This is a genomic window from Micromonospora sp. NPDC048930, assembly GCF_043197935.1.
GTDB lineage: Bacteria > Actinomycetota > Actinomycetes > Mycobacteriales > Micromonosporaceae > Micromonospora.
Window position 1 is genome coordinate 13,397 of sequence record NZ_JBICUB010000027.1, and the last position, 13,315, is coordinate 26,711.

Annotated in this window: 13 protein-coding genes; 8 read left to right on the forward strand and 5 right to left on the reverse strand. The window is 70.7% G+C overall.

The annotated features are described in order from the left end of the window. Nucleotides 1–204: 204 nt before the first annotated feature. From ACGFI9_RS35735 to ACGFI9_RS35745, 3 genes are read left to right on the forward strand one after another with little or no spacing between them, the layout of a single operon-like run. Nucleotides 205–1,092: a hypothetical protein gene (locus ACGFI9_RS35735; RefSeq protein ID WP_393185270.1), complete on the forward strand. Its 888-nt coding sequence runs from the start codon at nucleotides 205–207 to the stop codon at nucleotides 1,090–1,092. Then, the gene (locus tag ACGFI9_RS35740; protein WP_393185271.1) at nucleotides 1,076–2,095 is read left to right on the forward strand and encodes a TRM11 family SAM-dependent methyltransferase; all 1,020 of its coding nucleotides are present in this window, start codon (nucleotides 1,076–1,078) and stop codon (nucleotides 2,093–2,095) included. The genes ACGFI9_RS35735 and ACGFI9_RS35740 overlap by 17 nt, the downstream gene beginning before the upstream one ends. Beyond that, nucleotides 2,092–2,979, forward strand: coding sequence for a hypothetical protein (locus ACGFI9_RS35745; protein WP_393185273.1), 888 nt, complete (start codon nucleotides 2,092–2,094; stop codon nucleotides 2,977–2,979). Before ACGFI9_RS35740 ends, ACGFI9_RS35745 begins: the two co-directional genes overlap by 4 nt. A gap of 131 nt (nucleotides 2,980–3,110) precedes the next feature. Here the strand turns inward: ACGFI9_RS35745 and ACGFI9_RS35750 are convergent, their stop codons facing one another. After that, complete coding sequence (locus tag ACGFI9_RS35750) at nucleotides 3,111–4,883, reverse strand: reverse transcriptase domain-containing protein (protein WP_393185275.1); 1,773 nt, start codon at nucleotides 4,881–4,883, stop codon at nucleotides 3,111–3,113. 557 nt (nucleotides 4,884–5,440) lie between these two features. Between ACGFI9_RS35750 and ACGFI9_RS35755 the strand changes: the two genes are divergently transcribed. From ACGFI9_RS35755 to ACGFI9_RS35775, 5 genes are all read left to right on the forward strand, one after another. Continuing rightward, nucleotides 5,441–5,953 carry a DNA cytosine methyltransferase gene (locus ACGFI9_RS35755; protein ID WP_393185359.1) on the forward strand — a complete coding sequence of 171 codons (513 nt, stop codon included), beginning with the start codon at nucleotides 5,441–5,443 and terminating at the stop codon, nucleotides 5,951–5,953. A gap of 391 nt (nucleotides 5,954–6,344) precedes the next feature. Further along, complete coding sequence (locus ACGFI9_RS35760; RefSeq protein ID WP_393185276.1) at nucleotides 6,345–6,941, forward strand: hypothetical protein; 597 nt, start codon at nucleotides 6,345–6,347, stop codon at nucleotides 6,939–6,941. After that, nucleotides 6,938–7,069: a hypothetical protein gene (locus ACGFI9_RS35765; protein ID WP_393185278.1), complete on the forward strand. Its 132-nt coding sequence runs from the start codon at nucleotides 6,938–6,940 to the stop codon at nucleotides 7,067–7,069. The genes ACGFI9_RS35760 and ACGFI9_RS35765 overlap by 4 nt, the downstream gene beginning before the upstream one ends. Before the next feature lie 142 nt (nucleotides 7,070–7,211). After that, nucleotides 7,212–7,481 (forward strand): helix-turn-helix domain-containing protein, encoded by a 270-nt coding sequence (locus ACGFI9_RS35770; protein ID WP_393185280.1) that lies wholly within the window; start codon nucleotides 7,212–7,214, stop codon nucleotides 7,479–7,481. A 95-nt stretch (nucleotides 7,482–7,576) separates the two neighbouring features. Then, a complete protein-coding gene (locus ACGFI9_RS35775; RefSeq protein ID WP_393185282.1) occupies nucleotides 7,577–9,040 on the forward strand; it encodes a tyrosine-type recombinase/integrase in 1,464 nt (487 codons plus the stop codon). A gap of 317 nt (nucleotides 9,041–9,357) precedes the next feature. Here the strand turns inward: ACGFI9_RS35775 and ACGFI9_RS35780 are convergent, their stop codons facing one another. The 4 genes from ACGFI9_RS35780 to ACGFI9_RS35795 all read right to left on the reverse strand — a co-directional run bounded on the left by ACGFI9_RS35780 (nucleotide 9,358) and on the right by ACGFI9_RS35795 (nucleotide 13,309). Further along, a complete protein-coding gene (locus tag ACGFI9_RS35780) occupies nucleotides 9,358–9,963 on the reverse strand; it encodes an AAA family ATPase (protein ID WP_393185284.1) in 606 nt (201 codons plus the stop codon). Further along, on the reverse strand, nucleotides 9,960–11,195 hold the full coding sequence (fxlM, locus tag ACGFI9_RS35785) for a methyltransferase, FxLD system (protein ID WP_393185286.1): 1,236 nt from the start codon (nucleotides 11,193–11,195) through the stop codon (nucleotides 9,960–9,962). Before fxlM ends, ACGFI9_RS35780 begins: the two co-directional genes overlap by 4 nt. A 102-nt stretch (nucleotides 11,196–11,297) precedes the next feature. Further along, nucleotides 11,298–12,419, reverse strand: coding sequence for a hypothetical protein (locus ACGFI9_RS35790; RefSeq protein ID WP_393185288.1), 1,122 nt, complete (start codon nucleotides 12,417–12,419; stop codon nucleotides 11,298–11,300). Further along, nucleotides 12,419–13,309, reverse strand: coding sequence for a thiopeptide-type bacteriocin biosynthesis protein (locus ACGFI9_RS35795; protein WP_393185289.1), 891 nt, complete (start codon nucleotides 13,307–13,309; stop codon nucleotides 12,419–12,421). Before ACGFI9_RS35795 ends, ACGFI9_RS35790 begins: the two co-directional genes overlap by 1 nt. Between the last annotated feature and the right edge of the window lie 6 nt (nucleotides 13,310–13,315).

Sequence of the window (13,315 nt, forward strand, 5' to 3'; positions counted from 1 at the left end):
AACCGCCTGGCGGTCACCCGCTCACAGGCAGCCGGATCACCTCAAGTGAGAAAAGAGCAGGTCAACTGAGAAAGGACACAGGCGCGCCCCACGCCCTGTGAGTGGCTGTGACCCGGTGTGAGTGAGGCAGGCGTTCGCCAGAGCACACAAACGCGGGTTTAAGGGTGTCAGCGCACTGCATGCGCGGCGCGGAGCCGACATCACATGAGCGAGCACACGCCGCAGCACCACAACGACCCTGTCCACTCCGTCGACCCGCTCGAGGTCGACCCGACCCTGATCGACCTGGTCGCCGGCGACCCGCCGGTGCCGGTCACGGTGTGGCGCACCGCCCACGGCCCGGCCGACGCCGGCCACAGCATCAGCGCCCGGCTGGCCTACCGGCTCGTCGCCGCCTACACCCGTCCCGGCGAGGTCGTTGTCGACGTCACCGCCGACCACGCCCTTGGCGCCGTCAGCGCGGCGGGCGGCCGGCGGCACCACCCGGCATGGTTCACCGACGCGTCCAGCCTGATCATCGGACCGCCCACCCGGCCGACCCGCCCGGACCCCGCTGCCCTCGGCGACGACGGCGAGGACGTGCCAGACATGAGCGCCTGGTTCGGTGACGACCTCACCGACCCCGACCTGCCCACCGAACCGCCCAACACCCCGCCCGGCCACACGTCCTTCGCGGGGGCGACGAGCCTGGTCGTGGCCTGCTGGCCCCTCGACCCCGCCGACGCCACCAACCGGATCCGGCTGGCATGGCTGCTGACCGCGTGCGCGCGGCTGCTGCGCCCCGGCGGCTGCCTCGTCCTCGTCGTCACCGTCCCCACCGCCGCTGGCGGACCCGAGGACTTCACCCCGGTGGCCACCGCCGCCGCGTCGGTGGGCCTGGGCTACCTGCAGCACATCGTCGCCGTCGCCGCCGACGCAGAAGGCGACGCGTTCGTCTACCACGTCACCGACGAGGAACTGCTCACCCTCACCCACCAGAGCGACCCGCGGTGGGCGGTGGCGCACATGCCGGTCCACGCCGACCTGCTCGTCTTCTCGCCCGTCGTCGCGCCTAGCGACGGGCGCCGGGACGGGGGTGAGCGCCGTGGCTGAGCACACCCCGCCCCCCGCGGAAGCGAACCAGCCGGGCGAGGACACCTACCACGGCCGGCACCGCGCCTACGACGGCCGACACCGGGACACCACCGAACGGCACGCCGCGGAGCCTGACGGCCTGTCGGTGTGGACGACCGCGCAGAAGACCGGGCCGGTGCAGAGACGCGGCCGGTACGTGCCGGAGTCGGTCAAGCACCCCGCCCGGATGCTCCCGGCGATCGCCGCCCACGCCGTGCACGCCTACACCCAGCCCGGCGACCTCGTCCTGGACCCGATGTGCGGGATCGGCACCACCCTCGTCGAGGCCATCCACGCCGGCCGCGACGCCATCGGTGTCGAGTACGAGCCCCGCTGGTCGAACATCGCCGACGCCAACATCACCCACGCCCACGCCCAAGGCGCCACCGGGCGGGCGTCGGTGGTTCGCGGCGACGCCACCCGCCTGGCCGCCCTGCTGCCCGCGGCACTGACCGGGCAGGTCGCCCTGGTCGTGACCTCACCGCCGTACGGGCCCACGGTCCACGGCCTGGTGCGACCCGGAGCCGACGGGGTCGAGAAGTTCGACAACGCCTACAACGACGGCACCGACCGCGGGAACCTCGCCTACCGGGATCTGACCGGCCTGGCCGACGGGTTCGAGCAGATCCTGCGCGGCTGCGCGATGCTGCTGCGGCCCGGCGGCACCGTGGTGGTGACCGCCCGGCCGTGGCGCAAGAACGGCCAACTGGTCGACCTGCCGTCCGCGGTGATCGCCGCCGGCGTCCGCGCCGGCCTGGTGCCGACCGAGCGGTGCGTCGCGCTCCTCGCCGCGGTCCGCGACGGGCAGCTCGTCGCCCGGCCGTCGTTCTTCCAACTCCAGGCCGTGCGCAAGGCTCGCACGGCCGGCACACCCCTGCACCTGATCACGCACGAGGACGTGCTGATCTTCCGCCGCCCCGACGGCGAGGACCCGAGTTCAGGAATCCTGAAGGACGCCACCGGGGGCGGGGTGGCCGCGTGAGCATACCCACCCGCCGCTACCTGAGCCTCGGCGCCGGCGTCCAGAGCTCCACCGTCCTGCTGCTCGCCGCGCGCGGGGAGATCCCCACCTTCGACGCGGCGATCTTCGCCGACACGGGATGGGAGCCCGCCCCGGTCTACACCCACCTGCGACGCCTGGAACAACTCGCCGCCCCGGCCGGGATCCCGGTCGTGCGGGTGTCAGCGGGCAACATCCGCCACGACGCCCTCGACCCGGCCCACCGGTTCGCCAGCATGCCACTCTTCACGCTCGGGCCCGGCGGCGAGCGCGGGATGGCTCGCCGCCAGTGCACCTCCGAGTACAAGATCAAACCCATCAAGGCGGAGGTGCGGCGTCGACTCGGCTACCCGCACCCCGCCCGCATTCCGGCGGGTGTGGTCGCCGAGATGGCGATCGGGATCAGCCTCGACGAGATCGGCCGGGCCCGCGACGCCGACGTCGCCTACATACGCAACACCTTCCCGTTGCTCGACCTGGGTTGGCGGCGCGAGGACTGCCTGGCTTACCTCACCGAACACGACCTGGCGGACACCCCACGCAGCGCGTGCGTCGGGTGTCCCTACCGGACAGATGCCGAGTGGGTGCGGCTGCGCCGCGAAGACCCCGCCGGGTGGGCGGAAGCGGTGGCGTTCGACGCGGCTATCCGCCACGGATCGGCGCGGGCCAACGCCGCCGGGCGGCCTCTGCGCGGGCAGTTCTTCCTCCACCGCCAACGGATTCCCCTCAACCGGGTCACCCTCCGCCCCCGCGCACAGGAGCCGGCGGACACGCCGGGGTGCGGGCCATGGACCTGCCCCCACGCCGACCCGCCCGCCGAGGCGGCACTCGACGCGGTAGCGGCGCCGGGGCGGGAGGTGGCGTGATTGAGCAGCACCTTCCGCCCCGGATCGGTGAAGTAGGCCGCCGGCGAGGTGTCCGTGGTGTGGACCCTTTTCCGACGGCCCCTTCCCGAACGGTGCGGGCTAGTTTCCCAGCACACCGCTCTCCAGCAAACTCATCTCCGGGTGGAGGCTGGGGCGCGGCCGGCGTGGATGTCCTGGTGACAGCCTTGGCAGACCACGAGGGTCTTGCGGCGGCGGCTCGCCATGGCTTTGATCCACGGGGTCGCGGGTGACCGTCCGGGCCTGTTGAGGTCGGCGAGCTTGCGGATGTGGTGGACCTCGATGTTGGTCCTTGATCCGCATAGCTCGCATTCCTCGGCCAGTAGCCGACGCAGCAGCTCGTTGGTGCTGGTGTAGCTGATGGTCGGCGTCCGGTCGGTCAGCTGCGCGTCGCGTTGCCGCTTGAGTGGTATCCCGCCGAAGCGGGCGACCAGCGGCTGTTTCCCTTGTTCTCGCTGCACCTTGACCTCGAAGCAGGCCCTGGGTCCGCTGGGAGTGTCGACGGTCGCCTTGAGCTTGCGGGCCATCTTCGCTGCGGAGGACTTGTGCTTGCAGGCCAGGGTGGCCAGTAGCGAGTACCCCATCACCCAGTTCAGCCGGTTGAACCGGAACACGTCTTGGGCGAGGAGGTAGTACTGGACGAGTCCTCGGTACTGCGCCTGGTACCGCGCCACGATCGAGTAGTCGCTGTCGTGGAGCAGCATGGGCCGGTGTACCGGCTTCCCGCCCTTGAGGTACGTCGCGCAGTGATGCTGGATCACGTCGCGCGGCACGAACAGGCCGACGGTGCCGTTGATGCTGCGCAGCCCGCCGGTGATTTTCGTGTCGCAGTACTGAACCTTCAGGTGGTAGCCGAGGAAGCGCGCCGGCTGGCTGCCGGCGTGCGTGATCAGAGTCTTGGACTCCGACAGCTCCAGCTTGAGCTGTTCGCGCAGAAACGTCGCGATCCGGGCCTTGATCTCTTCGGCTTCTCGCTTGGGTCCGGCGAACCCGAGCAGCCAGTCGTCGGCGTAGCGCACGTACCGCAGACGTCGATAGGTCGGGTCGGCGGGATCGAAGCACGGCAGACCGCGTTTCTGCTTGCGCAGTTGCTTCACCGCAGCCCGGTCTCCGCGCTTGCGTGCCCGCTTCATCAACCCGTCGAGCCTGGAGTACGGCGGGTTCCACCGACGCCGGTCACCTCGGTTGTAATCCGGCATCAGGTGTTGTTCAACGAACCGGTCGAACCGGTCGAGGTAAATGTTGGACAGGATCGGGGAGGCCACTCCACCCTGCGGCGCGCCGCTGAGCGTGGCGTTCCACCGCCAGTCCTCCAGATACCCCGCCTTGAGCATCCGGTTGATCAGGTTGAGCCACCGCCCATCGTGGATCTTCTCTCCGAGGACCGTGAGCATGATCTCGTGGTCGAGGCTGCCGAAGCAGTCCGAGATGTCTCCCTCGATGAACCAGTGCGTGCCCTGCCAGCGGCGTTCGACCTCGCGCAGGGCGGTGTGGGAGCCCCGCCGAGGCCGGAAACCGTGTGAGTGGTCGGAGAACTGCACGTCGTAGTACGCCTCAAGCAGCAAGCGCACTACCTCGGCGACCAGCTTGTCCGACCAGGTCGGCAGGCCCAGCGGGCGCTTCTTGCGTGATCCCTTCTTCTCGATGTAGACCCGCCGCACGGGCGTCCATCGGTACGTCTCCGCGCGTAACGCCCGGATGATCGCGTCGATCTTCGCCAGGGACATGCCGTCCACGGTCTCCCCACCGGCCCCGGGCGTCATCGCGCCAGCGTTGGCGTAGATGCGCCCGTAGGCCATGAGGAACAACTGCCGGTTGAACAACTGGCGGTACAGCCTTTCCAACGGCAGGCCTCGCCTGCCGCGTTCCCGGATGACGCTCAGCACCGTTGTAGCGCTCTGCATTTCGCATGCCTCCCATCGCCAAGCGTCGAGTTCACCTGTGCCCCTTCGCCCTGTGACCGGCTTTCCCGGCCGCCCTGGCAGGGCGCTACTCCTGCGACTACTACGGGCACTCCGTCACCATGGGGCTCGCGCCCGGTAGGTGATCCCGTGGTACGTCTTCGCTGTACGTGTCGAGCACGACGTAGGCCGCCCACTCATCCCCTTGCCCTCCCTCGCTGGGAGATGGTCCACGGACCGAAGGTTGCTCCGCTGACGACCCGTGGGCAGAGCAGACCGTGGCACCGGTTACAGACGTCCTTTCCGGCGGGTGTGCAGATTCGCCACCTGGGGATTGGGCTTCAAGCAATCCAGCCTTGGCCATATCGCGCGGGTCTCACGGCACCCCGCCCAGGACGCCTCCGAGCGGCCACCGCTTACCTGACATGCTGTTGTCCCCTCGCGCTTTCGCGTCCAGGTCAGTCAGGCGACCCAGGAACCTCCCTTCAAGTTCCTCCCACCTGTGGTGGGGATACAACGAAGCGCCTCACGGCGCACGATCCCTGTGCACCGGCTACGGCGGCCTCGACATGGCCGTCGAGCTGGTGCTCGGCGGCCAGCTCACCTGGTACGCCGAAACCGACCGCCACGCCAGCGCCGTGTGCGCCCACCACTGGCCCGGCATCCCGAACCTCGGTGACATCCGCGCCGTCGACTGGAGCACCGTCACGCCGGTCGACATCCTCACCGCCGGGTTCCCCTGCCAGGACATCAGCAACGCCGGCAAACGCGCCGGCATCACCGGAGCGCACTCCAGCCTGTGGAACGCTGTCGCCGACGCCGTTCGCGCGCTTCGACCGCCGCTCGTGTTCGTGGAAAACGTCGCCGCGCTCCTCCGCCGCGGCTTCGACGTCGTCGAAGCCGACCTGGCCGCGATCGGGTACGACACGAGCTGGACGTGCCTACGCGCATCCGACATCGGCGCCGCTCACCGTCGCGACCGGCTGTTCCTGCTCGCCACACCCGCCGACCGGCTGGGAGGGGGTGCGGACGTTGCCGACACCGTGCGCCCGTGACGGCAAAGGCCCCGGCCACCAGTACGGGCTGCCCGACCTGATCGAACCGTCCGGCTCCACCCACGGCCTCCTACGCACCCCCACCGCGGCGCCACACGGGTCGAACACATCCCCATCCGCGGGAACGGCCCGCCGGCCGAGCCTGGCGGGCATCGCCGGATCGCTCCTGTCCACCCCGACCGCCGGGGGCGGCACCGGCTACATGAGCGGCAGCAACCGGGACACCTGGAGACCCGCCCTGGAATCCGCAGTCCGCGGATACCAACCGCATCCCGGCGGCAAACCCGAGGACCCCCAGGCGCTGCTACCCACCCCGACATCGGCAGACAGCCGTTCCTCGGCCAACGCCACCGCTAGCCGCGCCACCCCGACCGATCACCAGGGGCGCACCTTGACCGACGCCACCCGGCTGCTGCCCACCCCACGCGCCAGCGACACCGGCACCCCGGGGCGCAAGGCGGGTGCAGGCTTCCGGCCCCCGCTGTCGCAGGTGCTGCTGCCCACCCCGAGGGCCACCGACGGGGCGAAAGGCTGCCCCGGCCAGCGCGGCTCCCACGGCGACCTCACCCTCCCCTCCGCCGCAGTGCGGGTACCCGCCCGCACCCTGCCCACCCCACGCGCGTCCGACGGACGCGGCCCCGGACACCACGGCGATGGCGGCGCGGACCTGCGCACCACCGTCGCCCGCCTCGGCCACCTCGACGAGGACCGGTGGGGCGGCTACGCCGCCGCCGTCGCCCGGTGGGAACTGCTGCTCGGCCGGCCCGCACCGGAGCCCACACAGCCGGGCCAGCACGGCAAGCCCGTGCTGGCCCCACCGTTCGTGGAATGGCTGATGGGCCTCGACGCCGGCCACGTCACCGACCCCGCGCTCGGGCTGCCCCGCACCCTCGCGCTGCGGGTCCTCGGCAACGGCGTCGTCCCGCAGCAGGCGGCAGCCGCGCTGCGGCTGCTGCTGTGCCCGCACCGATGGCAGGTGCCGTCATGACCGACGACAGCCTCCGTGCCGCCGGGTGGCGCGTCGTCGCCGCCCGCCCACCCATGCCCGGCTGGTCCCGACCCGCCCTGCCCCGCGCCGACCACATCGCCCGGCTGCGCTGGCAGCCATGCCACTGACCCGACACACCCGTCCCGGCCTGGGCTGGGCGTCTGCCCAGCACGGGCGCCCACCCCAGACCGACAGGCCCAGCTGACTCCACCAGGGGTCCCGTTTCCCCGCCCGCACACCGCATTGCCTATCCCCTTGAAGGAGCACCTCATGTCATCGCGCCAGCCGTCCGCCCAGCCACCACCCCCCGATCAGAGTCCGTGGACCCTCGAGCGTGTCCGCGCGCTCGGCACGGTCACCGACGTCGCCACCGCCGGGCAGATCTTCGGCCTGTCCCGCAGCAGCGCCTACCAGATGGCCCGCGACGGGACTCTGCCCGTGCCGGTGATCAAGGTCGGTTCCCGCTACCGCGTGTCCGTGACCGCGATCATCGCCGTCCTCACCGCCACCGACCCCAGCCGGCCACCGCCGAAGACTTGATCGTGTGGCCGTGACGAGCGTCGATCAACCACCAGCGACACCCGACAATCCGATGCCGCCGCAAACGGCATCGGCGTGAAAGAGAGGCATCTCTGATGGCCGACGGATCGATCACCAAACAGTGCAGCTGCCGCCGCAACGGCAAGCGCCTCGGCGCGAAGTGCCCCAAGCTGCGCCGCGGCAACGGCTGGAACCCCCACCACGGCAGCTGGGCCTACCAACTCGAACTCCCCACCAACGCCACCGGCTCCCGCCGGCAGCTCCGCCGCGCCGGCTTCGACACCCGCGAGCAGGCAGCCAACGAACGCGACCACGCCCGCGGGCTGCTCGACCTCGCCGGCACCGACAAGGTGCTGCGCCAGCACATCGGCGACCTGCTGCACCACCTCAAGCCCGGCGAACCCCTGCCCCAGAAAGACCTCGTCGCCCGCCGCATCCACACCGGCGTGCCCACCAGGGACAGCGCGTTGACCCTCGGCGCCTACCTCGACACCTGGATCAACAACCGCACCGGACTCGCGCCGGCCACCCTGCGCAGCTACCGCGACCACATCACCAAGTACTGGAAGCCGCAGATCGGACACGTGCCCCTGCACGCCCTCACCGCCGGGCACATCCAGACCGTGTTCGCCGCGATCGAGGCCCGCAACGCCGAGATCCTCACCCTCCGCGCCAGCACCGACCGCGCGGTCCGCGACACGGTCAAGGGTGTGCGCACCGTGAGCCCTGCCAGCATGCACCGCATCCGGGCCACCCTGCGCAAAGCCCTCAACGACGCCCGCCGCCTCTACCACCACCAACTCGCCGACCACAACCCCGCCGAGGCCGTTGACCTGCGCTCCGGCACCCCACCGAAGCCGCGCCTCTGGACCGCCTCCGCCGTCAGACGCTGGCGGCACACCGGACGACGCCCCAGCCCCGTCATGGTGTGGACCCCCGCCCAGGTCGGCGAGTTCCTCGACTACGTCGAGGCACACGACCCGGAACTGTCCGCGCTGTTCGACCTCGCCGTGCACCGCGGACCCCGACGCGGCGAACTCGCCGGACTGCACGACTACGACATCGACCTGACCACCGGCGAGATCACCATCACCGACCAACGCACCAGCGTCGGCTACCAGGTCATCGAGAAAGAGGTGAAGTCCGCCGCCGGCGACCGCATCGTGCCCCTGGCCGACGACACCGTCGATGTGCTGCGCGCCTACCTCGCCCGACGCGCCGCATGGAAACTCGCCGCCGGCCACAAGTGGCACCACAGCAGCACCTTCTTCGTCCGCCGCGACGGCCGCCCCTGGCACCCCGAACTCATCACCGCCCGCTTCGACCGCCTCGTCACCGCCAGCGGCCTACCCCCCGTCCGGTTCCACGACCTGCGGCACACCGCCGCCACCCTCATGCTCGCCGCCGGCGCCAGCATCAAGGAAATCCAAGACACCCTCGGCCACGCCTCCTACAAACTCACCGCCGACACCTACACCTCCGTCCTGCAGGAACTCAAGCGCACCACCGCCGAAGCCACCACCAAACTCGTCCCCCGCAAGCACCGCAAAGCCGCCTAACCCACCACCAGCCAAGCCACACAGATCCGACACTGGCCCCTTCCTGGACGGGAGGGGCCGCTCTTCTCGTCTGCCCAGGCGGTCCTCGGCGTAGCGCTTTGCCCCACACCGACAGCAGGCGGCGAGGTGGGGACGCCGGCCGGGGACGGTCAGCGGAGCCCGCCCAGTAGTGCCTCGGGCACGCCGGCGCTGCGGGCGTAGGTGACCGTCTCCGCCCTGCCGGTGTCGTCGCCCCTCGGGTCGGAAGGATCCGCGCGTCGTGGTGCCTGGCGAGTCTTCTGATGGCTCCCCGGCCGGGCCGGGGACCGCACGCTGCATCAAGGAGCCGCTGCGACGGTGGGCGACGGCTGGGCGGATTCGCGGGCGCAGTGCCGGCAGCGCCGCGGGCAGGGCGTTTGCGGTGTTGTGCCGGCGAGGCCGCTGGCGTGCAGGATCGTCGTAACCATCTGCTCGAAGGTGGTCGTCTCGGGGATAACCGTTTCGCCGGGGATGTCGAGCAGGTCGCGGTGGGCGTACCACTGGCGCATCTCGTCGGCCGTAACCGGGATGGGCTCGGACCGGCTGAGATGGCGGCGAACGGTCTCGTCGAAAGACACGTCCATATAGAAGACGGCCACCGGTCCCGGGTGGTTGTTGATGAGCTGGCACAGCGCCTCGGCGTACCGCTCGGCGTGCAGGATGCCTTCCAGGATGACGTGGTAGCCCAGGTCGAGAGCGGTGCGGGCCATCGCGGTGATGAACGCCGGCGCGACCGGGTCGATGTGAGCGCTGTCGTGTTCGCGCAGGACGACGCGGCGCAGATGGTCCTGCTCCAGCAGGGCCACCCCACGCCCATAGCGGCGGCGAACCTCCCGGGCGGCGGTCGTCTTCCCGCTTCCCGAGTTTCCGCGCACGATCACGAGGACAGGGTCTTCGCCTGTCATGCGGGTCCTCCGGAGGTGGTCCAGGTGATTGCGGTGATGGTGTGGCAGCGGGGGACGAGCAGGCGCGGCTGCTTGGTGGGCGGGAGGGTAGCCCTGCTGGGGTAGACGGCGATGTGTGGGCCGGGCTCGTTGCGGTAGCGGCGGTCCCATACGGCGATGAGGTCAAGAATGTGCTGGGCAAGTGGGGCGGCTTGGGGGCCGTAGCCGTGAGCGCCGAACTGCCAGGTGGTGTCGTCGAGTTTGCGGGTGGCGAGGTAGGCGATGCTGTCCTGAGTGAGAAGGGCGGGGCAGGCGACCCAGTTCTGCGGGTCCATGTCCGCTGCGCGGTGGCGGTCGACGGCGAGCTGGCCGTAGGGGTGGGGTTGGCTGGCCAGCCACAGGTGCAGGGAGTCGAACGGTGTCGCGGGTGGGGTGGTGACCGGCGACCAGGCGTCGACCCGGGGTCCGTTCAGTGCGGCGGTCAGGGCGTCGAGATTCAGGGCCTGGGTGTCGGGGTCGTCGATGCGCAGGGTCACGTCGTCGCCGCGCAGGGCCCGCCGGGTGACCGGGTTGGCGCTGGCGCCTTGCATGGGTACGAAACCGCAAACGATCGCGCTGATGGCGATGAGGTGGTCGCCTTCTCGGGTGAGGGTGAGGCCTCGGGTGTTGCCGCGCATCCGGAGTGGCACGACGAGGATGCCGTCGGGGGCGAGTTGGTCGGTCCAGGCGGGTGGGATGTCGCTGGCTTCGACGGTGACGATGATCGCGTCGTATGGCGCGGAGGCGGGCCAGCCGGTTTCCGCGTCCGCCGTTACGACCTGGACATGCGGGTACCCGGCGGTGTCGAGCGCGGCTCGGGCGTGGGCGACGACGTCGGGGTCGATGTCGATGCTGGTGACCGCGCCGTGCGGGCCGACGACCTCGGCGATCAGCGCGGCGTTGTAGCCGCCGGAGCCGATCTCCAGCACTCGCGCGCCGGGGCGAAGGCGGGCGGCTTGCAGCATCGTGGCTTGCAGCCACGGCGCGGAGATTGAACTCGTCGCGCGCCCGTCCGTTCCGCGTTTGGTGATTACCACGTCGTCGGCGTACGCGGCGTCGATGCTGACGCCGTCGGGCGCGAACAGATGCCGCGGCACCCGGCGAAACGCCATCTCCACCGATGGTGAGGTGATGCTGCCGTCGGCGAGTAGCTGGTTGACGAGTCGGGCGCGAGCCTCATCGGCTGGAATGGTGTCGAGCGCGGAACCAGCCATGATCTGACCTCCGTGGGTGGGCGTCGGTGCGGATGCGCGGCGACAATATCGGGCGCATGCGACAAAACGAGTGGCTTGCCGGCGGCGGAAGGCACCCGGCCCTCAACCGTCGGGTTGTGGTGCTCGCGGGGCTGCGCTGGCGGTGGGCGTTCTGCCGAGGAGGCGTGCGGCGATTTCGAGCGCACCAGCGAGTTCGGCCAGCAAGGGGTCCGTTACGACACCCGCGTCGAGCCCGCAGGTACTGACGCAGTCGGTGAACTGTTCGACCTGTCGCGGAGTGAGGATGCTGCGGCAGCCGGCATGGGCGAGGAGGTCCCGGGCTGCGTATCCATCCCCGGTGGCCCGTTCGATCAGGCCGGTGGCGATGGGGTGTGCTGCCGGCTGGTGGATACCGCCGAGCGCGTCGACGAGGGAGAGACCGAGACGGGTGTGGAACACGGCGAGGCCTGCCTCGGCCGGGCTCAGCGCCTGGTAGGCGTGTACGGCGTGGTTGCGCTCGATGCTGGTGGTGGTCCGCTGGCAGAGCAGCGTCAGGCACGCGGTGACTGCTCGTTCCCACGGTTCGCCGGGCTCGGTGTCGCGTAGCAGGGTCGATGCTTGGCCATGTCTGCCGGCGGTTGTGTGGGCGATGACGGCGATCTGCCGGCCGTCGAGCATGCGTCGGCCGATGCCGTGATGCTGGTCGAGCCGGCGGTAGGCGTCGTCCCATCGACCGGTGACGGCCAGGGCGTGCGCGCCACTGGAGAGCAGGACTGCCCACAGCCATCGGCGGAGCTCGCGGTGCTCGGTGGGGTCCGCGGCGAGGCGTGAGGCGGGGACGGTGATGCCCGCGACGGTGGTGTCGGTGCGGGAGGTGACCGCCCGGTAGAGCTCCTCGAGGATCGCCCAGGCTCCGATGCCGTCTCCGGCGCGGGTGCGGAGCCGGGCGAGGTTGATGATGGGTTCGAGGCTGTGGCTCGCCGCTTGGAAGTCCTGTGGTGGGTGGGTGAGCGCGGCGCGGGCGAGCCGCGTTGACCATTGGTGGGCCAGGTCGGGTCGTCCGCAGTCGGATGCCAGCAGCGCCGCGAGGTTGAACACGGCGGTCGCCGCGGCGGGATCGTTTTCGTGGGCTGCGGCAGCGGCGCGGCGACGGAGGTCGGCCACGCGCTGGGTGAGGGGTGTGCAGGCGGGCCGGGGACGGGCGACGAGGGGGAATCGGCGGGCTTGCGGTGCGGTGGCGTCCATCAGCTACCGGTTCCCGGGCTGGTGGCGGCTGCCGGTGCTGCTGTGGTGTGTCGGCCGTCGGTGCGCGTCGCGGGCCGGGTGGGGTCGGGGCCGAAGATGACGGTGGCGGCGTTGGTGGCGAGGACGGCTTGGGTGGTGGCGGGTAGACCGAGTCTGTTCATCGCGAAGATGACGTGGTGTGCCAGGACGTCGCGGAGCCCTCGGTGTAGGTCGCCGGTTGCGGCGAGGTGAGCCAGATCGTGGCCAGTGGCGGCGAATGGCGCTGCCCAGTCGGTAGCCGCAGCATGTGGTGCCCCCGGGTTCGTGAGGCGGGCGAGGTCGATGCTCATCAGTCGGCGGAGCGCCGCCTGGAGGGCAGTGGTGGCGTTCGGGCCGAGGTCGTCGGGCGGGGCTCGGTGGTGGGCGACCTTGGCCCAGACGTCGCCTTGCTCGTACCAGTCCAGGCCGGCCGCGCGCAGCAGAGTGCTGGTGAGCAAGATCGGGAGTTCTCGCCGGCGTCGGGTCGTGGGGTCCGGTGCGGTGGCGGCGAGGTAGTCGAGTACGTGTCGGCTGTCGGCGTGCCACAGTCGGTGCGCCACTGTCATGGCCTGGGCGCCGCCGAAGGCGCGGGTTTCGGGCTCGTACACCACCTCGACCGCGTGCCTGATGTGCTTGCCGCGTGTGAGCCTGTCGAGGCGATCGCGCAGGTGCGCCCGCGCTGCCGTGGCCTCCTCCGCGGGGAGGTAGCGCAGCCGCCATTGGGGCGTCTTGCGGATGAAGAACCAGGCGGTGATGAGGCCGCCGGCTTCTGCCTCAGTGAGGAGGGGGGCCAGGTGTGCGACGGCGATGTCTTCGGCCCGCTTCGGATCGGGTAGCTCGATGTTGAACTGGAGCCACGGTGAGGGCGTCATGGCTGT

Excerpts from the sequence above, each read along its gene's own strand:
- ACGFI9_RS35735 (WP_393185270.1), top strand. The coding sequence starts at position 205 with ATGAGCGAGCACACGCCGCAGCACCACAACGACCCTGTCCACTCCGTC.
- ACGFI9_RS35765 (WP_393185278.1), top strand. The coding sequence starts at position 6,938 with ATGACCGACGACAGCCTCCGTGCCGCCGGGTGGCGCGTCGTCGCCGCC.
- ACGFI9_RS35770 (WP_393185280.1), top strand. The coding sequence starts at position 7,212 with ATGTCATCGCGCCAGCCGTCCGCCCAGCCACCACCCCCCGATCAGAGT.
- ACGFI9_RS35775 (WP_393185282.1), top strand. The coding sequence starts at position 7,577 with ATGGCCGACGGATCGATCACCAAACAGTGCAGCTGCCGCCGCAACGGC.
- ACGFI9_RS35780 (WP_393185284.1), bottom strand. The coding sequence starts at position 9,963 with ATGACAGGCGAAGACCCTGTCCTCGTGATCGTGCGCGGAAACTCGGGA.
- fxlM (WP_393185286.1), bottom strand. The coding sequence starts at position 11,195 with ATGGCTGGTTCCGCGCTCGACACCATTCCAGCCGATGAGGCTCGCGCC.
- ACGFI9_RS35790 (WP_393185288.1), bottom strand. The coding sequence starts at position 12,419 with ATGGACGCCACCGCACCGCAAGCCCGCCGATTCCCCCTCGTCGCCCGT.
- ACGFI9_RS35795 (WP_393185289.1), bottom strand. The coding sequence starts at position 13,309 with ATGACGCCCTCACCGTGGCTCCAGTTCAACATCGAGCTACCCGATCCG.